The sequence below is a fragment of the Pseudoalteromonas sp. NZS127 genome (genome assembly GCF_015864805.1).
Taxonomy (GTDB): domain Bacteria; phylum Pseudomonadota; class Gammaproteobacteria; order Enterobacterales; family Alteromonadaceae; genus Pseudoalteromonas; species Pseudoalteromonas nigrifaciens.
In genome coordinates this window covers 1-24,752 of sequence record NZ_JADYWN010000004.1, presented here as the reverse complement: position 1 = coordinate 24,752, position 24,752 = coordinate 1, and the positions used below count along the sequence as shown (strand labels likewise).

General features: G+C 39.9%; 22 protein-coding genes. 9 read left to right on the top strand and 13 right to left on the bottom strand.

Going from position 1 to position 24,752, the window contains the following annotated elements; all coding sequences use genetic code 11:
- Positions 1–1,653, bottom strand: a complete 1,653-nt coding sequence (locus tag I6E78_RS05110) for a YHYH protein (protein ID WP_197182097.1) — start codon at positions 1,651–1,653, stop codon at positions 1–3.
- Between the two features lie 33 nt (positions 1,654–1,686).
- Positions 1,687–2,295: a flavin reductase family protein gene (locus I6E78_RS05105; RefSeq protein ID WP_197182096.1), complete on the bottom strand. Its 609-nt coding sequence runs from the start codon at positions 2,293–2,295 to the stop codon at positions 1,687–1,689.
- Positions 2,296–2,415: 120 nt separating this feature from the next.
- On the opposite strand from I6E78_RS05105, the gene I6E78_RS05100 reads away from it, so the two are divergent.
- The 4 genes from I6E78_RS05100 to I6E78_RS05085 all read left to right on the top strand — a co-directional run bounded on the left by I6E78_RS05100 (position 2,416) and on the right by I6E78_RS05085 (position 5,750).
- Positions 2,416–3,927, top strand: a complete 1,512-nt coding sequence (locus tag I6E78_RS05100) for a cryptochrome/deoxyribodipyrimidine photo-lyase family protein (protein WP_197182095.1) — start codon at positions 2,416–2,418, stop codon at positions 3,925–3,927.
- Positions 3,917–4,054 (top strand): DUF2256 domain-containing protein, encoded by a 138-nt coding sequence (locus tag I6E78_RS05095; RefSeq protein WP_182678345.1) that lies wholly within the window; start codon positions 3,917–3,919, stop codon positions 4,052–4,054. Before I6E78_RS05100 ends, I6E78_RS05095 begins: the two co-directional genes overlap by 11 nt.
- Positions 4,055–4,178: 124 nt before the next feature.
- Positions 4,179–4,607, top strand: coding sequence for an OsmC family protein (locus I6E78_RS05090; protein ID WP_197182172.1), 429 nt, complete (start codon positions 4,179–4,181; stop codon positions 4,605–4,607).
- Positions 4,608–4,976: 369 nt separating this feature from the next.
- Positions 4,977–5,750: an EAL domain-containing protein gene (locus I6E78_RS05085; RefSeq protein WP_011328860.1), complete on the top strand. Its 774-nt coding sequence runs from the start codon at positions 4,977–4,979 to the stop codon at positions 5,748–5,750.
- 82 nt (positions 5,751–5,832) lie between these two features.
- On the opposite strand, the gene I6E78_RS05080 is transcribed toward I6E78_RS05085, so the two are convergent.
- The gene (locus tag I6E78_RS05080) at positions 5,833–7,326 is read right to left on the bottom strand and encodes a dipeptidase (RefSeq protein ID WP_197182094.1); all 1,494 of its coding nucleotides are present in this window, start codon (positions 7,324–7,326) and stop codon (positions 5,833–5,835) included.
- A gap of 175 nt (positions 7,327–7,501) precedes the next feature.
- Between I6E78_RS05080 and I6E78_RS05075 the strand changes: the two genes are divergently transcribed.
- Positions 7,502–7,690 carry a DUF2986 domain-containing protein gene (locus I6E78_RS05075; protein ID WP_089368628.1) on the top strand — a complete coding sequence of 63 codons (189 nt, stop codon included), beginning with the start codon at positions 7,502–7,504 and terminating at the stop codon, positions 7,688–7,690.
- Between the two features lie 147 nt (positions 7,691–7,837).
- Here the strand turns inward: I6E78_RS05075 and I6E78_RS05070 are convergent, their stop codons facing one another.
- Entirely contained in the window at positions 7,838–9,964 is a 2,127-nt protein-coding gene (locus I6E78_RS05070) for a TonB-dependent receptor plug domain-containing protein (RefSeq protein ID WP_197182093.1), read from the bottom strand.
- A 366-nt stretch (positions 9,965–10,330) separates the two neighbouring features.
- Between I6E78_RS05070 and I6E78_RS05065 the strand changes: the two genes are divergently transcribed.
- Entirely contained in the window at positions 10,331–11,533 is a 1,203-nt protein-coding gene (locus I6E78_RS05065) for an MFS transporter (protein ID WP_197182092.1), read from the top strand.
- Between the two features lie 60 nt (positions 11,534–11,593).
- Here the strand turns inward: I6E78_RS05065 and I6E78_RS05060 are convergent, their stop codons facing one another.
- From I6E78_RS05060 to I6E78_RS05045, 4 genes are all read right to left on the bottom strand, one after another.
- Positions 11,594–12,640 carry an NAD(P)-dependent alcohol dehydrogenase gene (locus tag I6E78_RS05060; RefSeq protein WP_182684393.1) on the bottom strand — a complete coding sequence of 349 codons (1,047 nt, stop codon included), beginning with the start codon at positions 12,638–12,640 and terminating at the stop codon, positions 11,594–11,596.
- Between the two features lie 158 nt (positions 12,641–12,798).
- On the bottom strand, positions 12,799–13,512 hold the full coding sequence (locus I6E78_RS05055) for a DUF1499 domain-containing protein (protein ID WP_182678333.1): 714 nt from the start codon (positions 13,510–13,512) through the stop codon (positions 12,799–12,801).
- Positions 13,513–13,595: 83 nt separating this feature from the next.
- Complete coding sequence (locus I6E78_RS05050; protein ID WP_197108254.1) at positions 13,596–14,936, bottom strand: DUF1501 domain-containing protein; 1,341 nt, start codon at positions 14,934–14,936, stop codon at positions 13,596–13,598.
- A gap of 10 nt (positions 14,937–14,946) precedes the next feature.
- Positions 14,947–16,854: a DUF1800 domain-containing protein gene (locus tag I6E78_RS05045; protein ID WP_179807882.1), complete on the bottom strand. Its 1,908-nt coding sequence runs from the start codon at positions 16,852–16,854 to the stop codon at positions 14,947–14,949.
- Between the two features lie 170 nt (positions 16,855–17,024).
- Here I6E78_RS05045 and I6E78_RS05040 point away from each other — a divergent pair, with 170 nt between their 5' ends.
- Entirely contained in the window at positions 17,025–17,240 is a 216-nt protein-coding gene (locus tag I6E78_RS05040) for a hypothetical protein (RefSeq protein WP_011328869.1), read from the top strand.
- A 135-nt stretch (positions 17,241–17,375) separates the two neighbouring features.
- Here I6E78_RS05040 and I6E78_RS05035 read toward each other — a convergent pair whose 3' ends face one another.
- Positions 17,376–18,506, bottom strand: a complete 1,131-nt coding sequence (locus I6E78_RS05035; RefSeq protein ID WP_011328870.1) for an S-(hydroxymethyl)glutathione dehydrogenase/class III alcohol dehydrogenase — start codon at positions 18,504–18,506, stop codon at positions 17,376–17,378.
- A 135-nt stretch (positions 18,507–18,641) separates the two neighbouring features.
- Positions 18,642–18,968 (bottom strand): DMT family transporter, encoded by a 327-nt coding sequence (locus I6E78_RS05030; RefSeq protein ID WP_011328871.1) that lies wholly within the window; start codon positions 18,966–18,968, stop codon positions 18,642–18,644.
- A 167-nt stretch (positions 18,969–19,135) separates the two neighbouring features.
- Here I6E78_RS05030 and I6E78_RS05025 point away from each other — a divergent pair, with 167 nt between their 5' ends.
- On the top strand, positions 19,136–20,002 hold the full coding sequence (locus I6E78_RS05025) for a LysR family transcriptional regulator (protein ID WP_011328872.1): 867 nt from the start codon (positions 19,136–19,138) through the stop codon (positions 20,000–20,002).
- A gap of 75 nt (positions 20,003–20,077) precedes the next feature.
- Here the strand turns inward: I6E78_RS05025 and hrpB are convergent, their stop codons facing one another.
- A complete protein-coding gene (gene hrpB, locus I6E78_RS05020) occupies positions 20,078–22,504 on the bottom strand; it encodes an ATP-dependent helicase HrpB (protein WP_089368632.1) in 2,427 nt (808 codons plus the stop codon).
- A 149-nt stretch (positions 22,505–22,653) separates the two neighbouring features.
- Positions 22,654–23,067: a group II truncated hemoglobin gene (locus I6E78_RS05015; protein ID WP_197182091.1), complete on the bottom strand. Its 414-nt coding sequence runs from the start codon at positions 23,065–23,067 to the stop codon at positions 22,654–22,656.
- Between the two features lie 264 nt (positions 23,068–23,331).
- Between I6E78_RS05015 and I6E78_RS05010 the strand changes: the two genes are divergently transcribed.
- Positions 23,332–23,529 (top strand): CsbD family protein, encoded by a 198-nt coding sequence (locus I6E78_RS05010; protein WP_011328875.1) that lies wholly within the window; start codon positions 23,332–23,334, stop codon positions 23,527–23,529.
- A 62-nt stretch (positions 23,530–23,591) separates the two neighbouring features.
- Here I6E78_RS05010 and I6E78_RS05005 read toward each other — a convergent pair whose 3' ends face one another.
- Positions 23,592–24,347 carry a hypothetical protein gene (locus tag I6E78_RS05005; protein WP_197182090.1) on the bottom strand — a complete coding sequence of 252 codons (756 nt, stop codon included), beginning with the start codon at positions 24,345–24,347 and terminating at the stop codon, positions 23,592–23,594.
- Between the last annotated feature and the right edge of the window lie 405 nt (positions 24,348–24,752).

Below are 24,752 nucleotides of genomic sequence, written 5' to 3'. Positions count from 1 at the left end.
TTACCTTCTTGGTGGTGGACCCATTGTTTCGCCCGTATCACAGCGACCAATTGAATTATCAGCTAATTGACCTTTAAAACGTGGCCCAATTTGATAAGGGAACGAAGGCTGTAATTTACCATCGCTGTCTAACGAAAGTGTTATGTGGTAGTGATAACCTTTACCATCGTTGGTATCGTGGCCGTTATGCTCATCAAGTTGTGCACCTGCTACTGTTTTTTGGGCGTAGTAATAATCTTCAAAATAATAACCGTCGTCGGCATTTAATGTATTACCTGAAAGTGTTGTTACTTCTGCGCCAATAGCTGGGCCTGTATCGCTTATTTGTGTACCTTGGCTAATATCGTATTGATTGACTAAAGTACAGCTTCGCTCACCTTGCGTACCACAACCGCCCTCGCTTGTTGATGCACCATAATCGCGCATTTCCCAACCGCTTAATGCAAGTTGCCCGTTACTTTCATAAGGGCCATAAAGTGGGTAGCCATCAGCTGCAAAACCATAAATTGGTGAATGCGCATCGCCATCATCTTCAAGTAAATCAGCTAAGCAGCTCGTGTAAAAATGATGATGATATTCTCCGTTAGCAGCGTGTCCGCCACATACATCCACATCGTATTGTTCGGCAATTGGCGCTAACGTATACCAAACATTATTACCGTAGCTCATACCATCGCCCCAATTAAATATGCTGGTGCCATTAACCATTAAACCAACTGTACCTAGGCCAGTTTCACAGGTTTCGGTGTCAGGTAAATCGGTGGGTGTTATTGGAAAGTACGCTTCTACAGCTTGTTCAGTCGGACAACCAGGTCCTGGAGGCCAATAGCCTGCACCGCCTGTATCATTACAATTTTCAGTGCTGCTGTTATAACCTATGTCTTCACCAAAAGAGATTGTTTGCCCTACTGCTGCTGAGGTTACACCGTTATAAAAATCGGTGGCTGCACGTGGGCGGTTATTTAGCGCGTCTACTTGCTCTTGTGTAAGCGTTACGTCATATTTTGGAATATCTGTGGTTTGCACGTACATGTATTCAACGTCAGCATCATCTTGTGCAACGCTAACAACTTCAACTGATTGCACATCTTCAACCACTGCACCATTATTTTGTATATAAGTAGAAGTTGTATCCTTGTTAATTAGCCAACTAGCAAGCTTTGCACTGGTATTGCTAGTATAATCTGATGATGCACGCACAGTAATTGTTACACTATCTATAACAACATCATTAGTGCCATCATCTGCACTGAGTTCAAATATCAGTGCTTCGTCGGTTAATACCTCAGGTGCTACAAACTCTGTTGACGTTGCAGTACTTAAAGATAAACTAACGGTTGTGCCCGATGTTTGCGACCAGCTAACCGATACTTCACCATCATCTTCAACCGTAGCGTTTAAATAAACGGTATCACCCGCATTAACTATTTGATCAATACCCGCATTAACTGTTGGAGCTGCATTACTGACTATTTCGCCTTCAATAGTTGCACTTGTTGAATCGCTATTACATGCGCTTAAAGCGATGCAAAGTGCACTTAATGCGAATAACTTAGCTACATTCGAGGTTTTTGTTTTAGAGTGCGTTTTCAATGTTTGAACCTTTACATTAACGTTTAATAAAACAAAGTTAACAAGTGAAAGTGCAAACAATGTGCACAAACTAAGGAAGAATCTACATTAAAATTACAATTGTGGCCTTTTGAGCACAAATTTATCTTTGGTTGTACTAAAGTAATCGCCGCCCATTTTGCCCACTGCATTTAATAATTCAGGGTCAATATAGCCATTACTCATCACGCTATCGTTTATACAAATACCCACTACATCCAATAACATCATTTTTCCGCCGCCAGGCTCATTGGAAATACTAATAACTTCGCGCAACTTACATTCAAACCGTACTTTTGAATCGGCAACGCTTGGCGCATTAACTAACTTACTTGGAGCTTGGGCGATGTTAGCTGCATCAAATTCGCTTATATCGCTAGGATAATTTGCACAACTTTGATTCATTTTTTCAACTAGCTCTTGGCTGACAATATTAACCACGCATTCTTTAGTTGCCATTAGATTATTGAGCGTATCTTTATTCGTTTTATCACTAGGGTTTACTTGCGTAACACTTAAAACAGCTGGCTTGCAGCTAGCCACAGTAAAAAATGAATAAGGCGCAATATTTGCAATACCTTCACTATTTAATGTACTTATCCATGCGATAGGCCTTGGGCTGATACCGCCTACTAAGTAAGAGTAAACATTTTGGTTGGTATTTTCGGTGAGATCTAAAAACATACTTTTCCCTTTAATACATTAAAACTAAATCTTAATTCAAAGTAGTTACGTATAGGCTTGGCTGACTTAGCTAAATAACAAACTAATTTTTATCTCCATTTAAAGCAATAAACAAATTATATGAAAATAAACATAGTGTGGTTTAAACGCGATTTACGTCTTAGCGATCATCAACCATTAAAAAATGCATTTAGTAACGGCTTACCTACCCTACTACTTTATAACTTTGAGCCATTAATGCTTGAAGATGCACACTACAATGAGCGGCATTGGCGCTTTGTATATCAATCAATAGTTGAGTTAAATAATCAACTAACACGCTTTAATGCCTGCGTTTATATATTTAATTTAAACATGGGTGACTTACTTGAATCGTTAAAGACGCAGTTTGAAATAGTTAATATTTTTAGCCATCAAGAAATAGGTTTAAACAATACCTTTGAGCGCGATAAAGCCATTAAAGTGTGGTGCCAACATAACCACATTAATTGGCAGGAGTCGCAAACAGGCGCAGTAATTCGCGGCAAAAAAAATCGTAATAATTGGAACGAGCGCTGGCAGCAAACAATGCAAGCACCTATCGCGGTTCCTAATTGGAAAAGTATAAAAACAATTACCCTCAATAATTACCAAGCACCTGAGCTGCCAAGCGCTTACACCCAAAATCACGACAGTTTTCAACAAGGCGGCCCGCTGCAAGCACGCACTGTATTACAGAGCTTTTTTGCCGAGCGCGGTAAAGGTTATCAAAAAGGAATATCAAGCCCAAGTTTGAGCCAAGTACATTGCTCTCGGCTCTCGCCGTATTTAGCCTGGGGGAACATTAGTCTTAGGCAAGTGTACCAAATGGCCTTTGACGAATATCATTCAAAACATCCTGATAAAAAAGGCTGGAAGCGCCCACTTGCTGCGTTTGTATCGCGCTTGCATTGGCACTGCCACTTTATGCAAAAGTTTGAAAGCGAATGCTCTATGGAGTTTTTAGCACTTAATCCGGGTTATCACGTATTTCCGTATCGTGATGACGAACATGTAAAAAGCGATATTGAACGCTGGGCGCAAGGTCAAACAGGTATTCCAATTATTGACGCTTGCATGCGCTGTTTAAAAGCCACAGGTTATATAAACTTTAGAATGCGCGCCATGCTTGTAAGCTTTGTAACACATCATTTAAATATAAGCTGGCAGCAAGCAAGCTTTCCTCTTGCTAATTACTTTTTAGATTTTGAACCAGGAATTCACTACCTGCAAATTCAAATGCAAGCCTCAGTAACTGGCATTAATACCATTAGGCATTACAACCCAATAAAGCAGTCGGAAGATCAAGACCCAACAGGCGCGTTTATTAAAAAGTGGTGCCCCGAACTTGAAAAACTCCCTATTGAATATTTACACCAGCCTTGGCAACAAACTCCTATGGAAGCGCTATTTAACGATTTTAAGCTAGGGGAAGATTACCCCGAGCCCATGCTTGATTTAACAGCAGCCTCAAAAGCAGCGCGCGAACGTTTATGGCAATACCGCGAGCGAGCAGATGTTAAACGCGCCATAGGAAGTATTCTTAGAAGGCACGTAGCAATTACAGCAAAAACAAGCCAAGTAAAAAATAAAACCACTAACGATGGCTCATAAAAAGCAAAGCTTACCTCAAAAAACATGCCCCATTTGCAATAAACATTTTACGTGGCGTAAAAAATGGCAACGCGACTGGGACAATGTTATTTACTGCTCAAAGCGCTGTAAGTGCAATAAGCAATAATAGCTGGCGCTCATCTTGCATTAACCTTATAAATACAACGCTTTTTAGCTATTTTGTGATTATTTTTGCAAATAACACTCACCTAGTATGAAAAGCTTACCGCCAATGCAATAAGGAGAAGATGATGACAATTAAAAAATCTGCAAACTCAAAATGGTCTGGTGATATTAAAACAGGTAAAGGGAGTATTTCTACGCAAAGTGGCGCGCTTAATAATCAACCCTACGGATTTAATACCCGCTTTGAAGATAAACCCGGCTCAAACCCTGAAGAATTAGTAGCTGCGGCGCACAGTGCATGCTTTAGTATGGCATTATCGCTAGCATTAGGTGAAGCAGGGTTTACCGCCGACAACATTGATACCAAAGCGGTAGTTAGCTTAGATGAAGTAGACGATGGTTTTGCTGTTACCCACATTGCGCTTGAAGTTAATGCTAAAATTGCTGATATTGCAAACGAGCAGTTTCAAGCTTTATGCGATCAAACCAAAAAAGGCTGCCCTATTTCTAAACTAATGAATGCTGAAATATCACTCACAGCAAACTTACTTTAAAGCCCTTAACCTAGCTTGCTAGTAATTACATAAATAATTACACCAATAGGCCAAGCATTATGCTTGGTCTACTTCCTAGTTAATCACCTTATTAATTAACCTTTTGATTAATTAAACAATTAACTCACTAAAGTAGTAAATACCTTTTCGTACTTTTATTATGTTTTGCGGAGTTATAATTGATACAAGGTAGATTTACTTAAATAAAAATGATCTTTCTAATACTGAGTAAATTTGTTACTTTTTATTAAAGCTGTTTTCGAATAACCTTCGTATATAGCAATTTTTATTACACTTGCTCCACCAGCTCTTCTACAGATAAAAGCATAACACAGTAATTACCCCCTCTAAATTGAAAGGACTATAATAATGGATGATAAAGCAATAAATTGTGAAAAAGTCTCATGTAGTAATTGCGCAGATTTAGATGAGCTCGGATTTGATTTTACCATGGCTTTTCAACCTATTATTAACTGTAAAACCCAAAGTATTTACGGTTATGAAGCATTAGTTAGAGGGCTAAATAATGAGTCGGCTTATTCTATTATTTCTAAAATTACAGTCGATAATCGCTATACGTTTGATCAACTGTGCCGTATAAAAGCCATTGCATTAGCGGCAAAATTAAAAATAGACTCCATTTTAAGTATAAACTTTCTTCCTAATGCTATTTATAAACCTGAGCGTTGTATTCGCACTACATTAGAAGCCGCTGAAAAGTATAACTTCCCAACAAAAAATATTTTATTTGAATTTACCGAAGTTGAAAAAATTGAAGATACCGCCCATGTAAAACGCGTTGTTAACTATTATCAGTCTCTTGGGTTTAAAACAGCCACTGATGATTTTGGATCGGGTTATTCTGGCTTAAATTTATTAGCCGATTTTCAAACCGATATTATTAAGCTTGATATGGCACTTATACGCGATATAGATAAAGATGCAAAACGCCAAACAATTGTGACTCATTGCTTAAATATGTTTCGCGATCTGGGAGTTATAACATTGGCCGAAGGCATTGAAACATTAGAAGAATATACATGGCTTAAAAATGCGGGTATTGAGCTTATGCAGGGGTATTTGTTTGCTAAACCGGGATTTGAAAGCTTACCAGATGTAAACTTTGCTGACTTAAATTACTAACTTAAGTCAGTAATTTAAGTACCGGCTAATATTTATATTTAGCCGGTATTTTTATGCTCCTTTTATACTAAGGAGAGTAAAGTTACATATTACCTAGCTCTATCATCATCGCAGTGTACATGCGCAAGTTAAGCTTAAGCTGCTCAAGGGTAATAAACTCATGCTCAGAGTGTCCGGTGTAACGCTTACCTGGCATTGATGGGCCAAACGATACCGCATTATCAAATAACTTAGCGTTAGTACCGCCACCAATAGAGACAAAGCCGGCTTGTTGATCACCCGTAAAGTGCTTAAAAATATCAAGTAATTTTTGCGCATGCGGCGCGTCATCAAGTAGCATAGGCGTACCAATAATAGTTTTAACATCACTTAGTGTTACATTGTTAGTGGCTTGCCATTTTGCTAGTGCACTGTCTATTTGCTGCTTTAACACCAACTCTTCTTTGCCCATAGGGCGGCGCGCATTTACACTAAGCGTTAGGGCATTTCCCTCTCGTTCAATCACAGTAGGTGCCACTGTCATTGGCCCCATAAAATCATGTTTATAGGCAATATCGCCAAACTGTTTGCCATGAATACCTAAACCAATCAGCTGATTTACAAAGTTAATTAACTGCCCATCGCTATTATTTTCAAGCACTAGACCTTTAAATATTTCGGCTAAATAAGCAATTGCGTTAACACCCGACTCTGGCTCTGATGAATGCGCCGATACGCCTTTTACACTAATTGCGACAGCAGTATCGCTTTGCTGAGCAAAGTTAAACTCTACTTGCTTAAGCGTACTGGCTTTGGCTTTTAATTGAGTAAGTAACTTAGCATCGGCATTATGCAGTACTAGGCTGGCGTCTTCTGGTATTTGGCTTACAAATGCACCACCTGCAACATCACTAACATAAACGCCTGTTTTTGCCGAGGTAGCATTGAACGTTGGCGCAATTAAACTCCAACCTTTTTCAGCCACCACTACCGGGTATGACGCATCAATTGTTACTGCGTACTTTGGCTGCTCATAGGTTTTCATAAACTCAGTAAGCGGGCCCCAATCAGACTCCTCAGCAAGGTAAATCATTAACTCAATACGGTTATTAAGCGTTATGCCTTTATCTTTAATGGCTTTCATGGCGTAAAGCGCTGTCGCTATTGCGCCTTTATCGTCTTCGGTACCGCGGCCAATTAAGCGCCCAGGCTCTGATGTTGTATCAATAATAAATGGGCTTTGCTGCCACTTACTCGCATTAGCTGGTTGCACGTCGCCGTGTGTTACTACGGTTACTTTATCGCTTTGCTCCCCAAGTCCAATTAATACTGTGTAGCCTAAATCCTGATAATCTAAACCCAGCTCGGCCGCTTTCATTTTGAGTAAGGCTTTAAAACCAATAAAGTCGGGATTTTGTGGTGCGCTAATATCGCTTTTATTCACAGTAGGAAATGATACTAAATTGGTTAGTGTATGTACCTGGGCGCTTTGGTAGGTATTTACGGCATAATTGGCAACACTATCAATATTTTTATTTAACTGTGCTTGGGCACTAAACGCAAATAATGCAACACTGGCTAACGCTAACTTTTTCAAAACAATTCCCATTTAATTAATCACTAAGAAACATAATTATAACCTTGTGCATCTCACACAAACAGCGCTTTGCGGTAAAGTCACATAACAACCAGTGCAATTAGTTAAATATTTATATAGTTGCTTTTATACTTGGTGCTATATAATGCGCGCCTTAAAATTATGAGTATTAAACATGAACCGTCGCAAAAAAATCGTTACTAAATTTCAAAAGAAAGACAAGCGCACCAATGCCAAATTACATAAAAGCAAAAAGCCAGGTTATGTATCAAAAGCTGAGCGCGAAAAACTTGAAAAACTTACTGACGAAAAAGTAGAACAAACAACTGAGCAAACCGCTGAAGCTGAAGCTGAGCAACAATAAGCGCTTTTAGGCGCTTATTGCTTTAAGTTTTTACGGATCTATTGTGGTAAAAGTAGCGTATCGCTCAATAACCTACTACCACAGTGGTAACTATTAATTTAAAAGCCATAGTAAATTTATATAGCCTTTCTATTTACCGTTTCAACCTTAAAACGCGTAGCTTAATGCTAAATTTAATGATCTTCCTTGTCCTGCTAATTGTGTAAAGCCGGTTGCGTTATCTTGTTTAAACCCAGCAATGCTAACCCCACCTAATGGTAGTTGGTAATACTGATCAAATAAATTTGTTACCTCAACACTTAGCGTAAATGCATCCCACACTGTTTTAGAACTTAAATTAACTAAATGATAGCTATCGGTTTGGTTTTCAAAGCGGTTGTTATCTACTCTCGTTTTAGTATCGACCCATTGCCATAAAAGTGAGTTTTCAACATTACCAACTTGCTGGCTAATACCAAGCTGGGTTTGCAATGGTTTAATTTGATAAAGCGGCTGAGTGCTAGAGTTACCGTCGCGTTTGCCACGGGTGTTAGTTATATTTGCTTTTAACTGCCACTGACCTAACTGTTCAGATTGATAAATACTGGCACTTAAATCTACTTTAGCGCCATATAAAATGGCGTCTACATTAGTAAACTGCAAAATATTGCGACTATTACCGTCAATGCCTGAACTATTAAAGTTCCTTACTATGTCAGCATCAATATAATCACTCACATCGGTATACCAAATATTAGTGCTTAAACGCCAGCTGTCGTCTTTTGCCAATTTAGTATAAGTAGCACTCATTGTATGTGCGGTTTCAACGCCAAGATCTGGGGTGCCAATATAACCATTACCATCGCCGTACCAGCCAATCATGGTGGTTGCCATATTGCTACCCCCCCAACTGTATCGCTCGTATAAGTTTGGCGCGCGATTTTTACGAGCAATACCAAGTTGCAGTTCATCAACGTTAGTTATTTGGTAATTAATTAATACGTTTGCATCAACTACAGTATCGGTTTTATTTCTACTCCCTGCATTAAACGTATTTGCTGCTATAGCGTCACTTGGCCCTATATGCATACCGCCCATGTGCATACCTGTGTTATATGCCTGTACTTCACTTACTTGGGTATTTATATTTTCAATACGCACACCCGTGTTTAACCATAGTTTTTTACTATTTTGGCTTTCATATTCTGCAACAAGTGCAATGCGTTCACGCTTTCCATTATTAATATTTTTATAGTCGTTTGGCCCCATCATGGCCGAGCCTGTAATACTTGGCCACCAATCATCAATACTATAATGGTAATATTCTTGAGCTAGCAATATGCTGCTATCGTTATCTAAATTTATACGCCATTTTAACTGGCTGCTTATATCTTCTGCGTCGGTTTTCATTGGCATCATGCCGATTTTTTCTGCACTAAAAAATCCCATATCGTGTTTTACGCTATGCCAATTTACTTGTCCTGCAAACTCGCTGCTCGCAAATGCTCGTTTGTATTGCGCTGTAACCCCGTAACTGGTGTTATCTGTCATATCCATATACTGATTAGCAAAGCCTTGATACGGAATTTTTTGATGACTAAGCTTAACTACAACCTGCTGTTTATCGTCGCGTATAGCTGCGGTTAAACTGTGATTTTGGGCGCGATACAACGTATCAAGCACTACATCGCCGTTCCCGTCTTCATAGCTGTTTGCATCACTAAACGAGCCCTGATAATTAACGCTAAGTGTATTACTTGCTAAACGTGCACCTACTCCAAAATTACGACCATTGTCAGCAGTGCTGTACTTTGCCGATACATAACCAGAATGCCATGATAAATCGCTATTTTGAGTGTATTGCGGTGCAATAGAGTTAACACTTATTACACCTGCTATATTATCGCCACCTGCACTTACCGGTGATACACCGGCAACCACATGATAAGACGTAACTTGGTTCGCCGAAATGTAAGACAACGGCGGATTCATTTGATTAGCGCATGCCGCCGTTATTTCTGCGCCATCAACTAATACTTTTACTCTGTCGCCCATTAAACCATTTAAAATAGGTAAATTAGATACGCCACCAGCAGCTGAAAAATCGACACCTAAATCACTTAATAGCGACTCTGTAGAGCCAAGTGCTAAATGTTTATTTTGAGCATCCCCATGTACTTCAATCACTTCTAAAGATGTATCGTCGGCAAATACTAAAGGTGATAAAAGCCCACTTGTTAAAAACACTAAAGGTGAGAGTAAGTAAGGTGTACGGTATATTATTTTATGCGCCATTATTTTATTCTTTGGACTGCTATTATTAATGACGTAATTATACTGGATTCACCTTACTTGCATGCGCGACATAATGTCGCACTTTATTAACTATAATCAGTATTTTTAGCCAAGCTTATCTTTTTATATTAGGTTATTTGCCTCTCTAAATTAACCACACGACATTAAGATTTTATTAAAGTAATTAATTTACCTTTAACGGCCAGCTAATAGATGACGCCCTATGTTATTTGGCTTAAAATGGCCGCCTATTTATTCCCAGCATTTACAACAACACTTCTTTTGCTTTTTTCGCAGCAACAACACTTTACAGTTTGCTTGTTGCCCTAGTTTTTATGAATTAAACATTAATCTCAAAGGATTTTTATGACCGCTAATGTAGCGCCGCCATCTAATCAACTTAACCGAACAGCTATATTAATCGTGCTTGCGCTCGGTACTTTTATTTTAGGGTTATCTGAATTTTCGATGATGCCTATGCTGCCACTGATCAGTGAAACTTTTGGCTCAACGCCTTCGCAAAGTGGCTACGCTATAAGCGCTTATGCTTTAGGTGTTGTTGTTGGTGCGCCCATTTTAATGTTAACTACTGCGAATATGAGAAAACGCAAAGCGCTGCTTATATTTTTAAGCTTAATGTGTATTTCTAATAGCTTAAGCGCTTTTGCAACGTCACTTGAGCAATTGGTATTGTTTCGCTTTTTAAGTGGCTTGCCCCATGGTGCTTATTTTGGTGCAGCTATTTTATTAGCCTCTGAAATTGCCCCTGCAGGTAAGCGCGCAAGCTTTATGTCGAAAGTTTTTATGGGTTTGACCATTGCCACCATTGTTGGCGTACCTGTGGTAACTTTAGTAGGGCAAAACTTAAGCTGGCGTTACTGCTTAGCCGGTGCAGGTGTTTTAGCTTTTATTGCTTTTATTTTTGTATATAGAGTAGTACCAAATATTGAAAACACTAAACCATCTAATTTACTTAATGAGTTTGGAGTATTAAAAAACAAGCTGGTTTGGTCTATTTTGGGGATTGTAATTATTGGTTTTGGTGGGGTATTTTGTATTTATACCTATGTTGCCGATACTATTTTAGAAGTAACCGAAACAGCGCCCTACACCATTTCGATTGCTATGGTGATGTTTGGTATTGGCTCAACATTAGGCAATTATGTATTAGGTAAAGCGGCAGATAAATCAGCAATTAAAACGACTGGCTTAGTACTGGTTTGCACTATTGTATTTGCCTTTGCTTATGTAACCGCAAGCCATAACATTTGGCTGCTTTATGGGGTTATATTTTTTATTGGCTGCAGTTTAGGTTTAGCAACGCTAGTACAAACCTTACTAATGGATGTGTCTCCTAATGGGCATGCCATGATAGGCGCGTTAGTACAGTGTGCTTTTAATGTTGCTAATGCAATTGGCCCTTGGGTTGGAGGCATTGCAATTGCGCAAGGTGCCGCGCCAAATCAAACAGGCTATGTTGCCGCTGCTCTTTTTGTTGGTGGGTTTATTATGTGGTTACTTAGCTACTTACAAATGAGCAATAAATCGTTTGTAGCAAAAGAGGCTTAATAGTTAACTAAAAAGAGCCGCTAATTTGCGGCTCTTTTTATTTTTAATTACTAAGTGTAATTAAACACTTAACGATGCCATATCAATAACAAAACGATAACGAACGTCAGACTTTTCCATTCGCTCATAAGCTGTATTTATTTCATCAATATTGATCATTTCACATTCGGGTAAGACATTATGCTCGCCACAAAAATCAAGCATTTGCTGCGTTTGTGCAATACCACCAATAAGTGAGCCTGCAATACGGCGACGCCCCATTAATAATGGCACTGTGCTTAGCTCATCAACCGGGCCAACCTGACCAACAATAACCAGCGTACCATCAATATCTAGCAGTGGTGTGTAAATAGATAGATCGTGCTTTACCGGTACGGTATCAATAATAACGTCGAAGGCTGACTGCGCACTTTTCATTGCATCATCGTTTGACGACACTAAATAATGCTGGGCACCTAGTTTAACCGCATCGTCTTTTTTAGACTCACTACGGCCAACTACCGTAACGCTTGCGCCCATAGCGACAGCGTTTTTAACCGCCATATGGCCAAGACCACCTAAACCAACTACAGCAACACGACTGTCTTTTTTAACGCCCCACTTATGTAATGGCGAGTAGGTAGTAATGCCTGCACACAACAGCGGTGCAACACGCGACAGCTCTAAGTTTTTAGGTACTGAGAGTACGAACTCTTCACGCACTACAACATGTTTAGCATACCCACCTTGGGTCATATCGCCGTTAACACGATCTGTTCCTGCGTATGTGCCTACCATGCCTTCACGGCAAAACTGCTCTTCGTTATTATCGCACTGATCGCAACTTTTACATGAGTCGACCATACAGCCAACAGCAACCGTATCGCCTTGCTTATATTTTGTAACGTCGCTACCTACCGACATAACCTTACCAACAATTTCGTGTCCGGGTACTAACGGGTAGCGACTACCACCCCAATCATTACGTACCGCGTGTAAGTCTGAATGACAAACTCCACAGTATAATATTTCAATTTCTACATCGTTATCTCGTAAATCGCGGCGCTCAAAAGAAAACTCGGTGAGTTCTGAACCTTGGCTTTTTGCTGCATATCCTACTGTTTTCATAATAACTCCATAGTATGTTAAAAATATAAATACCAAATAAGTATACTTGCTTAGCTGTGAACACTAACTGATGATAAAAAACCCAAGCCGTACGCTTGGGTTCCATTTGATTGTTGGTAACTTAATTGTTAGTAACTTAACATTTAGGTTTGCCCTAATTATTTTGCCAGTACCGCGTTTAATTCATCTACAAATGTATGAATACGCTCTGCATTTTTACCTAAATCACTGCGACCAATACGCGACTTACTACGAATATCAACAAAACGCTGAGAGCCTTCATCTTTAATACGCACCACTATATCGTCTTTAAAACCAAACCAGGTGGTTGTCTCGGTGGCTTCAACAATCCCTTGACTGGCATCGCTATTAACTAACTCCCAACCCAAATTTTTAATCGCTTGCACTGTAGCCACTACTAGCTCACTTTTTGGGTAAGCATAATTAAGGGTAGTCAGTTCTGGGTAAGCTTTAAGCTGTTGCGCAGCCGTTTCTGCTCCGGCATAAGCCACTGGGTTTGGCGCATCGGCACGCAGTGGTGCAATAGCTACAAACTTTGGTGGATTAACTACATCTGTCGAAATATCATGAATTGGCGGCACACTTTTCGCTTTATCCATCATATTAAGTGGCATAAAAATAGCAATACCCGCAAATACAACGGCCACTATAGTACTACTTACAGTGGCTGTTTTACGCATAAATATGACCTGCACTAAAAGTAATACAAGCGCAGCTCCTCCCACGTAAACACCAAACCTAAATCCAGCAAACGCAGTGCCTAATTCAACAACGCCAAATTTATATAATGGCCCGGGCAATACAACCATTAAAAAGGCGATTAAACTCACCAAACTTACTAAAACTTTCATTAATTTACTCCATTACATGAATTTTTTATTCGCAAACAGTTTTATACTGTTTGCGATGGAATTTGGGTTACATTAATAACGAATTAAACCATAAAATCTAATGTCGACTGATTAAAGTATCTTAAATTTGGAAATATATCACCTAATTCTGATGCAGGAACACCAAACCACTTAGCTAGTGTGGCAAAATATTGCTCATTTGCAACACTTGGTATTAATCGCCCTCGGCCGGTATCTTGTGGTCCGCCTAAATGTTGAGTTAATAACTCCCCATATATATTGGCGCCTTTAACTGCGCCTCCCATAACGATTTGGTTTCCTGCCCAACCATGATCCGTGCCATCGCCATTAGATGTTAGCGTACGGCCAAAGTCCGACATAGTAAACGACGTTACTTTGTCAGCCATATTCAGCTCATTCATCGCACTATTAAACTCGTTAAGTCCTTGTGCTAGTGTGCTAAGCAATGCAGGGTGAGTATTCAATTGATTATCGTGTGTATCAAACCCTCCCATAGAAACAAAAAACACTTGGCGCTGCGTACTTAACTTTGCTTGCACACTAATCGCCTTAGTTACCGCAGCTAGTTGCTTCGACAACCCTGTATCGCTAAATGAGGTAATAAGTTCAGGGGCGGCTTCAAGCGCACTATTCATTGTTTGGGTATTTCTAATCGCCGAATTAAAACTATTAGCGTAAGCACCCGTTAATGGATGATTCGTATTACCCATTATACGGTTCATAATATTGGTTACATGCTCAGTTCTTGGCTGATAACCGCCAAAAGCGTTTACTTTACTTATACCGCTTTTATTAAGCGAAAACGCCTTAGTTTGCGCGCCTGTTTGCCAAAGATTGGTGCCATCGAGCGATATGTTTGCAGCAAACTGATCTTGCTGATTTAAGCGCTCTAGCAAACGCGCTCCCCAACCATTATTTAGCGATTCCTTTTCACGACCATACATCCACGCTGCTTGTTGATTGTTATGTGAAAACAAGTGTTGAGGCAGCGGTACTGCTTTATTTTTATAATCGTCAAGCGTGGTTGGTGCAAGCAAAGTACCTACTCCGCCAACAAATGCCAAGTTAGCCGAATCAAACACACTTTGCATGGGTGCAAGCGCTGGGTGCAGCCCTACACCACCAGCAAACGACGAATTAGTATTAAGCGCAATAGGCGAAGCAACCGCCAAATTTTGCCTGCTTTTTTCATACAAATTTCGTTGCTCGCCCTCTAACGGCATTAGCATATTTAGTGAATCGTTACCGCCATATAAAAATATACATACTAGGGCTTTATAATCACCCAATTCAATAGCATTTGTTGAACCCGTTAATGCTTGAAGTTGTAAGCTGGTTAGCGCCGCTGCCGACACCCCGCCTTTTAAACATAATGACAAAAATTGCCTTCTATTTATGCTCATTATGCCTCTCCTAATACTGCAAATTAAATTCAGGTGAAATAGCAATCATATAAAGTAAATACGATACCCGCTGACGATCTTGATTATCAATAAAATAGGCACTTAAATCGAGTAACGCCTGGCGTGTTTCGTGGCTCATTGAACCGGCAAAATACAACACATTGTACTGATCAAGTAACGACTCTATGCCATAATTTTTTAGATGGTTCATATCGTTTTTAATATAGACGTATAGTAATTTTGGACTTAAAGATGTTTTTCCTTCAGCCGCATTCCACACTAAATCTGCAAAGTGCTTATTCATTATGCCAATTATTGTAGAGTCATTTGCTATTTGTAACTCTGGAGCAACTAAGCCATCACTACGTAAATAAACAGGTTGGTAATCGGGCCTGTAAAAGTTAAATACTGAGGGCGACTTCATTGGCCCCTGTCCATAGGTATTGTATAAACCCCACGTGTTGTAATAACCGTTACCGGTTTTAGCATCTAGATTTCGCCAAAACTGTATTGTGGTTATCAGTGGCTCTTTTAGTTTCCCTTGATAATTTAAAACACTGCCAAAATGGCGTGCCTCATCATCTAAATAAATAGCCTTTATTACCGCGGCTAAATCTCCTCGTACTCCAGCGCCGTTATCATTAAAAACACGAGCAACACGGGTAACATATTGCGGTGTTGGGTTTGAGGTAATTAAACGCTGTATGAGTTGTTTACTAATAAATGGCGCTACATTATTGTGATTAAATAGGTTATCGAGCGCTATTTGCAGTGTTTCTTCTGGTCCGTAGCCCTCGGGGATAATTTCGCCATTTAACAATGTTTTTTGTTTACTAGAGTGATACTCGCTAAACGCTTTCATTGGATTTACATAATCACGTTTTTTTTTCTTAAAAGTTTCACTAGCTGCAAATGTCCACCCAGTAAAAACGCGCGCAAATCCTTCTATTTGAGCCTGACCGTAGGTGGCAATTGTATTACCTTGCGCATCAAGCTTTGGAGTAGCGTCTAAATTTAACTCTTCAAGGCCTATTGTAAATAACTGCATTACTTCGCGGGCGTAGTTTTCATCTGGGCGAATATTAAGCTCATCATTTGCCTTTTCATTCCCTAAATGGCTTAAAAAAGTACCCATAATTGGCGACAGCGTTACGTCTTCTAGTAGCTCTCTATAGTTACCAAAAGCATGTTTAAGCAAAATATCGTAGTAAGTGATCATGCCCTCGGGCTGATTACCTACATTACTACTTGCATCCGACACAACCAATATTTGACTCAATGCAAAGGCAACACGTTGGCGTAGTTGATCGTCGCTATGCAACACCCCCTTCCACCACGCATCAATCCTATTAATATACTGAAATTTGTTTTCATCAGGGCTTTTCACTAAATAACTACGATGGTAGTTAATTGGTAACGCCATTTGTTGCTCAAGCCACTGCTGTTCGCTTAACCCTTGAGCTTGGCGTATTTCACTTAATGTGGGGCCCATACTGCCTTGCTGTAATATACGTGCGGCAGCAGTTTCATCCATACTATTACGCGCAACAAAACTCACAGTTTTAACGTTGGTAGCCCCTTCATTATCGGTTGCCGTTACGCTAAAAGCGTACTCCATTGCTGCATGACTTTGCGCATCTGGTAAAGTAATAGTGATACTACTGGCATTTACAGGCGCATTAAGTACTTTAAGCCCCGCAGTTTGTTCCCACACAACACTACTGATAACGCCATCGGCATCGCCAACTGTTGCATTTAAATCAATAGTTTGACCTTTAACTATATCGTTTTTGATATTGGTTATTGATAGGGAGGGGATTTTATTTGTGCTTATAACTGGTGTCTCATCTGAGCCAGAGCCACCGCAAGCACTGATAAACAAAGCAGAGCTTGCTAGTAAAAAAGTTCTATAGTACATGTAAATTTGTTCTCACCTTTAATTAAAGCACAACAGTGCTTACTGCAATTAACACATCAATTGAAACATAAAAATTACATACTTACTCTTTATTTTTTGTAACCGAAACTTGACTAATTAGCAAAAATGCACAAACTACGGGGGTTAAACTAGCCAGAGCCTTATTATTTATGAAAACAGAAATTAGCTATCGTTTTGAATCTTCTCAAGTTGCCAACCGATTTATACATCTACTTAAAAATTGGCCCATTAATGATGTAAAAACAAAATTATTTAATGGCGGCAATTGCGTAAAGGTTAATTATGACTATGACGAGAGTGGTTTTGACTACACAGTTGCAGAGCTTGACGATTTAGCCGAAACACACGGCGGTAAAGAAATTTAAAAACAATGCTTATATATTTTGAAGTGTTTTTGGCTGGATCTACTTTTTTAAAACGGATGGATTGTTGATTAGTAACTATAAATTAAACAAAAAAAGCACTATGGTTTAATTAAACCATAGTGCTGCTGTTTATCGTTATTTATCGAAATGAATAACAGTGCGAATACTTTCGCCTCTGCGCATTAAATCGAACGATTCGTTAATATCTTCAAGTCCCATTGTATGGGTAATAAAGTCACTTAACTTAAATTCACCCGCTAAATAACGTTCTACATAATCAGGTAATTCGCTGCGACCTTTAACCCCACCAAATGCTGAACCTCTCCATACTCTACCCGTTACCAATTGGAACGGACGGGTTGAAATTTCTTGCCCCGCACCAGCAACACCAATAACCACAGACTCGCCCCAGCCTTTATGGCAGCACTCTAGCGCAGAGCGCATTAGGTTAACATTACCAATACACTCAAACGAGTAATCAACACCGCCATCGGTCAACTCTACAATTACATCTTGAATTGGTTTGTCGTAGTCTTTAGGGTTAATAAAGTCGGTAGCGCCTAGTTTTTTTGCTAATTCAAACTTACTTTCGTTAATATCTATAGCAATAATTCGGCTCGCTTTAGCCATAGTTGCGCCAATAACTGCCGACAGGCCTATGCCACCAAGGCCAAATATGGCTACTGTTGCGCCTTCTTCAACTTTTGCAGTATTCATTACCGCGCCCATGCCGGTTGTAACACCACAGCCTAATAAACACACCTCTTCTAATGGTGCAGATTTATTAACTTTTGCTAACGAAATTTCTGGTAATACCGTGTATTCAGAGAAAGTTGAACAACCCATATAATGAAAAATTGGCTGGCCGTCTTTGTAAAAACGAGTGGTGCCATCAGGCATTAAGCCTTTACCTTGAGTTTCACGAATTTTTTGACACAAGTTAGTTTTACCCGATAAACAAAACTTACACTCGCCACACTCTGGTGTATATAAAGGAATAACGTGATCCCCAACTTTTACACTCGTTACGCCCTCGCCAACTTGCTCAACGATACCACCGCCTTCGTGGCCTAAAATAACCGGAAAAATCCCTTCAGGATCATCGCCAGACAAAGTAAAAGCATCGGTATGACAAACTCCAGAGGCAATAACTTTAACTAATACTTCGCCCTTGCGCGGCAGCATTACGTCAATTTCTTCGATAGATAAAGGCTGTTTTGGACCCCATGCTATGGCGGCTTTCGATTTTATAAACTTATCTGACATCTCGTTCTCTCTTAATTAATAAATTATTTAATATAAATGAACGTAAACACGTATTTTAGTTTAGTTCAGTTACCTTAATAATGCGCTGCTGCATATTATTTTTGGCTTAGAATTATGCTATTTATTTTAAAGCAATTAATGGCTATGCCCTTGCGATAGGTTAATCATTGCAATGCCTATGGCCACCAATGCCATTCCTAACCAAGTGGATAGATCTAAATGCTGTTTATATACAAGGGTAGATAGTAGCGTAACGGTAACAATAGCTAACCCTGCCCACATCGCATGCACAATACCTACAGGCATGCCTTTCATTGCTTGGCCTAAAAAAACAAACGCAGCCAAATGGCCCAATAACACCACTATGCTGGGCAGTAACCTAGTAAAGCCATCTGTTTGTTTTAATGCCACATGCGACATTGCTTCTGCAATAACACCTAAAAATAAAAACACCCAACTCATATTTTTTCCTATTTATTTTGCGAGCTGTTGTATTAATGTCGATAACGTTATATCGACGATTTAACTTATTCACAGCATGTTTGTGTTGATGGCTGCTATTATATTTGTTTCTGTAAAAATGATAATATGCTATTTTTGAAATTAACTTGTACATATAGGTAACAATCATGCAGTGGGAAGGTATTAGTGAATTTGTACACGTTGCTGAAAATGCCAGCTTTACGCAAGCCTCAAAAAAAATGGCAATATCTACAGCGCAAGTAAGCAGGCAAATTAGTGCGCTCGAAAACCGGCTGAATGTGAAGCTGTTTTATCGTACTACGCGCAAAGTGTCGTTAACTGAAGAAGGCCGAGTGTTTTATCAGCATTGCCGCAGTGTGCTTGATGGCTTAGATGCTGCAGAGCGGGCTATAACTAATTTACAAACAACGCCCCAAGGTAAAATAAAGCTTACGGCTTCGGTAACTTATGGAGAGCAGCAAGTACTGCCTTTGGTTTCTGACTTTATGCTGCAATATAGTGAGGTCGCGGTTTCTGCTTACTTGAGTAATCAACAAATTGACTTAGTTGAAGGCGGATACGATTTAGCTATACGTATTGGTAAGCTGGCCGACTCGTCAATGATGGCAAAAAAACTCGGAACCAGAACCAGTTATGTGTGCGCATCGCCAGAATATCTGGAAAAACACGGCATACCACATGCAATTTCTGAACTGAGTAAACATAGTTGCCTACTAGGCACGCTTGATTATTGGCACTTTATGGAATCGGGAAAAGAAAAAAACATTCGCGTTGCCGGTAAGCTAAGATACAACAGTGGCTATAGCCTAGCGGATGCAGCATTAAAAGGATTAGGAATAGTACAACTGCCCGATTACTACGTGCAAAATCACCTGCAAAGTGGTGAACTAATTACCTTATTAGATAGCTATCGGGTGCCTGATGAAGGCATTTGGGCCATATACCCTCATAATCGTCACTTATCGCCAAAAATAAGGTTATTGGTCGACTATTTAGCAAAGCATCTTAGTTAGTATTTACGTATTTGAATAATATTAATCTCGAATTTAACTGTGAGGTTAATATTATTACTCCAACTAAGTACACGCTCACATTTTACTTTTCACCTTGTTAGTTGCAATACTGGTTGCAGGGCTATCGGGCCAAAAATGCTTGGGGTAACGCCCTTTCATTTCTTTTTGTACATCGCGATAACTGGTATTCCAAAAGTGCGCTAAATCTTGAGTAAGTTGCAACGAGCGTTTCCCCGGCGACAATAACTCCATCAGCAGTGGCAATTTCCCCTGCGCCAACAACGGCGTGCTGGTCATACCGTATACTTCTTGCATACGTACACTGAGCTTTGCAGGGCCTTCAAGCTGATATTCAATCCTAATATTAGAGCCGCTCGCTACCGTTAAACGCAGTGGCAGTAAGCTTTTTAAGGCACTTTGTTGTTGCCAGTCAAAACAATTTTGTAATGCCTCAAAGTAGTTAAACTTTTTAAGCTGCTCCAGGGTTTTAATATCTTGTAAAAATACACCTAGCCACTGCGGTGCCGTTTGAATAAGTTGTTGCTCGTTAATTTTCGGAAACTTTTCGCTCATTAGCTTACTTGCTAAGCTCATTCTAATTAATAGTTGCTCAGCGTCTTTTTGTTCATTAAACAGTGCAAAGCCATGTTTAGTAAATAAATTTAACCATGCTTTGGCGCGCTCACTTTTATCGAGTTTTTGCGCACTTGGCTGGCTAGTAAGCGTAATAGCGCCAAGTTTCACTTCGTCTTGATGGATAAAGCGTGCGGTTTTTTCATCAAACTCACAGCGAGTTTGCATGCTAAATAAATGCGGCAAATAGGCTTGCAGCTCAAATGGGCTAAGTGATGTGGCACTAAAAATACGCCCGCCTTTGTGCCCGCCCATAGTGGCAATTGCAAGATAGTCGTCGTTATGCCAGTAATCGCGGTTTAGCTCAGCGCCTGCACCATTGGCAAGTAAGTATCCACTGCCACGCTTTTTCGCGATTCGATCGGGGTAAGCAAGCGCCACCAGCAAGCTTAAGTGCTCGGTATTTAAATCGCCATTTGACTCTTTTACTTTTAAGCGACTTTGCCAATATTTTAATTGCTGCTTGAATACCGGATGTGGCCGTTGTTGTTGGCTATGCAGCGCTAAGCTTAGCTCATTAGCCGTATTTACGCGGCTTTCAAGTAATGCCACCAAATAAATAGCGAGTCGATAAATACCGGGGAGTGCTTGCTCTAATGCCTGCGCTTTTAATAGCATATGCGCCAAACGAATATCAGCGCCAAAGCCTAACATTTTACTGCCAAGCGGTGTGAGCTTGCCTTTGCTGTCTATGGCTTCAAGCATGCTAAGTAAGTTACTTGCCTGTATGCCTTGCTGCTCGGTAGGCTTATCAAGCAAGGTTAGCTCCTCAATGCTTGCCCCCCACTGCTTAGCTTCTAGCATTAGTTGGCTTATGTCTGATGTGAGTATTTCGGGATTGTCGTGACTATTACGGCGCTCAAAAGTTTGCTTAGAGCCAAGCCTATAAACCACACCTGGCTCTATTCGCCCTGCACGCCCTGCACGCTGCACTGCCGATGAGCGCGATATGCTTTGTGTTGTGAGTTCAGTAACACCGGTTTTTAAATTAAAGGTCGCGGCGCGGCGTTTACCGCTATCAATCACAATCCTTATGCCTTCAATGGTTAAGCTAGTTTCGGCCACATTGGTAGTAAGTACCACCTTGCGCATCCCTTCAGGCGCAGGAGCAATAGCTGCTTGCTGGTTGGCTTTATCTTGCTCGCCAAATAGCGTTGCCACTATACAATTGTTTGGTAAGTCAGTGAGTGCTTGTTGTACCCTGAGTATTTCGTGCTGCCCTGGTAAAAACACCAACGCGCTGCCTGTTTGCTCACTCAGTGCTTGTTTTATTATAGTGGGGATTGCATCAAGCCAGCGGCTTTCATCTTTTATGGGTATATATACTTCATCTATTGGATAGCTGCGCCCATTTGATTGAATTACAGGGCAAGCAAAAAACTCAGTGTAGCGCTGGGTATCAAGGGTTGCCGACATCAACATTATGGTTAAATCTTCGCGCAGCGCACTTTGGGTCTCTAACGCAAATGCCAATGAAGTATCGGCTGCAATAGAGCGCTCATGAAACTCATCAAATATCAGTAAATCAACATCGCTAAGCTCAGGATCGTTTTGCAGCATACGAGTAAGCATGCCTTCGGTAACTATTTCAAGGCGCGTATTAACACTTACTTTACTCTCACCTCTTATACGCAGGCCAACACTTTGGCCAACACTCTCGTTTTGACACTTTGCTAAGTAACTAGCAATATTACGCGCAGCTAAACGACGCGGCTCTAGCATTACAATACGTTTAAAGTGCCCATCACGCATAAGTTGCAGCGGCAACCAAGTAGACTTACCAGCACCCGGCGGCGCTTGCAGTAGCGTAATTGGGTTGCTTTGTAATGTTATTACGAGTTGTTGATATATGTTTTGAACCGGCAGCACAGCTATTTACCCTAAATTGCTTTACCGGCATTGTAACAAAAAACCGCAGCGTGACTGCGGTTGATGTTTAATAATTAATACTCTTTTACAAGCAACTAAGCTCAATAGGTTGCCCATTAGCTACCCACTTTCTACCTATTAACTCTCTACTAGCTACCCGATACCATTCTAATTCGCTCTGCGGGTACGCGCAATTGCTGCATTAAATACACTTTAAACGACTCTGCATAAGGCTGATCATCTACGGCTTTTTGCATGCATAATAGCCAAGCTTCACTTTCGGCAACGCCTACCGCCAAGTGTTTATGCGCCTGGGGAATGTTAATGCTGCCAAAATGCTCCGCGTACAGCTTAGGTCCGCCCGTCCAACCTGACAAAAAGTAAGCTAACTTTTTACGCGACTGCGACAAGTCTTTACTGTGCATATCTCTTATGTGCTTAGCCTCTTTTAACTGTTGCATATAATCATAAAATGCATCAACCAGCTGGGTAATACCTACTAACTCCCCCGCCATTTTGTAAGAGCAATCTCCTACGCCATATTCACACACTTTAGTATCCATAACTCACTCATACCGTCTGTTTTATCGCAACATAATAACTTAAAACCTATATTGGATAAGCAATTATTACAAACTGCTATGTATATTTTGTATGCATTTAAAGAAGGACCACATAATTACACCCACCTTTTAGCCTTACTCTATTTATGATTGATATTAAGCTACTGATATTAATTACAAAAAATATTTATGCTTTTTTTGGTATACGACTTGCTACTTTATAGTTGACTGTTAATTTCACTAATCTAAAGTAAGGAGCTACTTATGAACAGCGATCGTATCAAAGGTAATTGGAAAGAACTTAAAGGTAAAGCGCAACGTAAATGGGGCGACATAACCGACGATGATTTAGATAAAATTGAAGGTAGCCGCAAAGAGTTAGTTGGCAAAATTCAACAGCAATACGGTAAGTCGAAAGAAGAAGCCGAACGCGAAGTTGATGAATTTGAAAAAGACCATTAATTTTAGCTATTAGCTACTTAAAAATAACCGCCTTTGTTGGCGGTTTTGTTTTTGGCCAAACATTAATGAGCACTTATCACATCTTCAGCTAATAGTAGCTCATCGCCTTTATATACTTCGAGCCAGCCTGGCGGGGATGTATCGCAACCAATAATAGTTACCTGTAACACATAACTATAACGACCATTTTTAAACGTATAATTATGATTGCCACCACTGCCTTCAAATGTAATATCGCCATTTAGTAAAACCATATCAGGCTTGTCGCTTGGCTTTTTATCAATACCCCATACTGCATAACGAAAATTATGATCGCCTAAATCATCCACACGAATATGGTAGTTAGCTGTTTTCCAATCAAGTACTGGCTTTTCAAAAGTATTGATACTTGCATGCAAAGATTGCTTACCTTGTTCTATTAAGCTTTTAGCAAGTGCCTGCTCTTTAGCGTTTTGGGTATTTACAGCAATAATTTTACCGTCGGTATCTACCCACATAACGCCGTTATTGAGCATAATGCCGCGCCAACCTACACTATCCCAATCGGTATCAATGTTTGAACTGGCAATAACTGCGGTGAGTTCATCGTCAAACACTTCATCAAAGCGGTTAATAAGCTCAGCCTCATCTTTAATGTCAGGTATGGGATATCGTCGTTTTAATGGGTAATAAACAAGCGAGGCAATAGCTGCTTTATCGTCACCCTCAAAGGCAGCAATAACAGGTAAAATGAACTCGTGATATTTTTTCTCAAGCGCGAATGTGTTCGATGTAAAAAGTAGAGATAAACAAAATACTATGTGATTAATAAATTTCATTTATAGTCCTTTAATTTGATATTTTTCCGTTTCTAACAATTAGCAATATTATAATGAAACGAAGCATAAAAAACATAGAATGACACCCATCCTAATAATTAATCCTTTTGGTGTTTATCTAAAAAAACATTGCTGAGCTTAAAATCCCCTTAGCTTTGACAATCTCTCTGCTTATTTAAATAATATTCAAATAACGCTGTTTTTATTCATTTTTAGGCATGCGAAATACTGTGTTTTCACAGAGCATAGAAAACATAGAATGACACCCACCCTAATAATTAATCCCTTTGGTGTTTATCTAAACAAACATTGCTAGGCTTAAAAGCATCCTTAATTTTTAAAATCCCTTTGCTTATTCAAATAACGCTGTATTTATCTACTTTTCACTCATTTTTTAGGCATGCG

Coding starts and splice junctions, on each gene's coding strand:
- I6E78_RS05050 (WP_197108254.1), bottom strand. CDS start 14,936: ATGAGCATAAATAGAAGGCAATTTTTGTCATTATGTTTAAAAGGCGGG.
- I6E78_RS05105 (WP_197182096.1), bottom strand. CDS start 2,295: ATGTTTTTAGATCTCACCGAAAATACCAACCAAAATGTTTACTCTTAC.
- I6E78_RS05055 (WP_182678333.1), bottom strand. CDS start 13,512: ATGAAAGTTTTAGTAAGTTTGGTGAGTTTAATCGCCTTTTTAATGGTT.
- I6E78_RS05010 (WP_011328875.1), top strand. CDS start 23,332: ATGAACAGCGATCGTATCAAAGGTAATTGGAAAGAACTTAAAGGTAAA.
- I6E78_RS05095 (WP_182678345.1), top strand. CDS start 3,917: ATGGCTCATAAAAAGCAAAGCTTACCTCAAAAAACATGCCCCATTTGC.
- I6E78_RS05075 (WP_089368628.1), top strand. CDS start 7,502: ATGAACCGTCGCAAAAAAATCGTTACTAAATTTCAAAAGAAAGACAAG.
- I6E78_RS05025 (WP_011328872.1), top strand. CDS start 19,136: ATGCAGTGGGAAGGTATTAGTGAATTTGTACACGTTGCTGAAAATGCC.
- I6E78_RS05060 (WP_182684393.1), bottom strand. CDS start 12,640: ATGAAAACAGTAGGATATGCAGCAAAAAGCCAAGGTTCAGAACTCACC.
- I6E78_RS05100 (WP_197182095.1), top strand. CDS start 2,416: ATGAAAATAAACATAGTGTGGTTTAAACGCGATTTACGTCTTAGCGAT.
- I6E78_RS05015 (WP_197182091.1), bottom strand. CDS start 23,067: ATGGATACTAAAGTGTGTGAATATGGCGTAGGAGATTGCTCTTACAAA.
- I6E78_RS05090 (WP_197182172.1), top strand. CDS start 4,179: ATGACAATTAAAAAATCTGCAAACTCAAAATGGTCTGGTGATATTAAA.
- I6E78_RS05045 (WP_179807882.1), bottom strand. CDS start 16,854: ATGTACTATAGAACTTTTTTACTAGCAAGCTCTGCTTTGTTTATCAGT.
- I6E78_RS05005 (WP_197182090.1), bottom strand. CDS start 24,347: ATGAAATTTATTAATCACATAGTATTTTGTTTATCTCTACTTTTTACA.
- I6E78_RS05070 (WP_197182093.1), bottom strand. CDS start 9,964: ATGGCGCATAAAATAATATACCGTACACCTTACTTACTCTCACCTTTA.
- I6E78_RS05065 (WP_197182092.1), top strand. CDS start 10,331: ATGACCGCTAATGTAGCGCCGCCATCTAATCAACTTAACCGAACAGCT.
- I6E78_RS05035 (WP_011328870.1), bottom strand. CDS start 18,506: ATGTCAGATAAGTTTATAAAATCGAAAGCCGCCATAGCATGGGGTCCA.
- I6E78_RS05085 (WP_011328860.1), top strand. CDS start 4,977: ATGGATGATAAAGCAATAAATTGTGAAAAAGTCTCATGTAGTAATTGC.
- I6E78_RS05030 (WP_011328871.1), bottom strand. CDS start 18,968: ATGAGTTGGGTGTTTTTATTTTTAGGTGTTATTGCAGAAGCAATGTCG.
- I6E78_RS05040 (WP_011328869.1), top strand. CDS start 17,025: ATGAAAACAGAAATTAGCTATCGTTTTGAATCTTCTCAAGTTGCCAAC.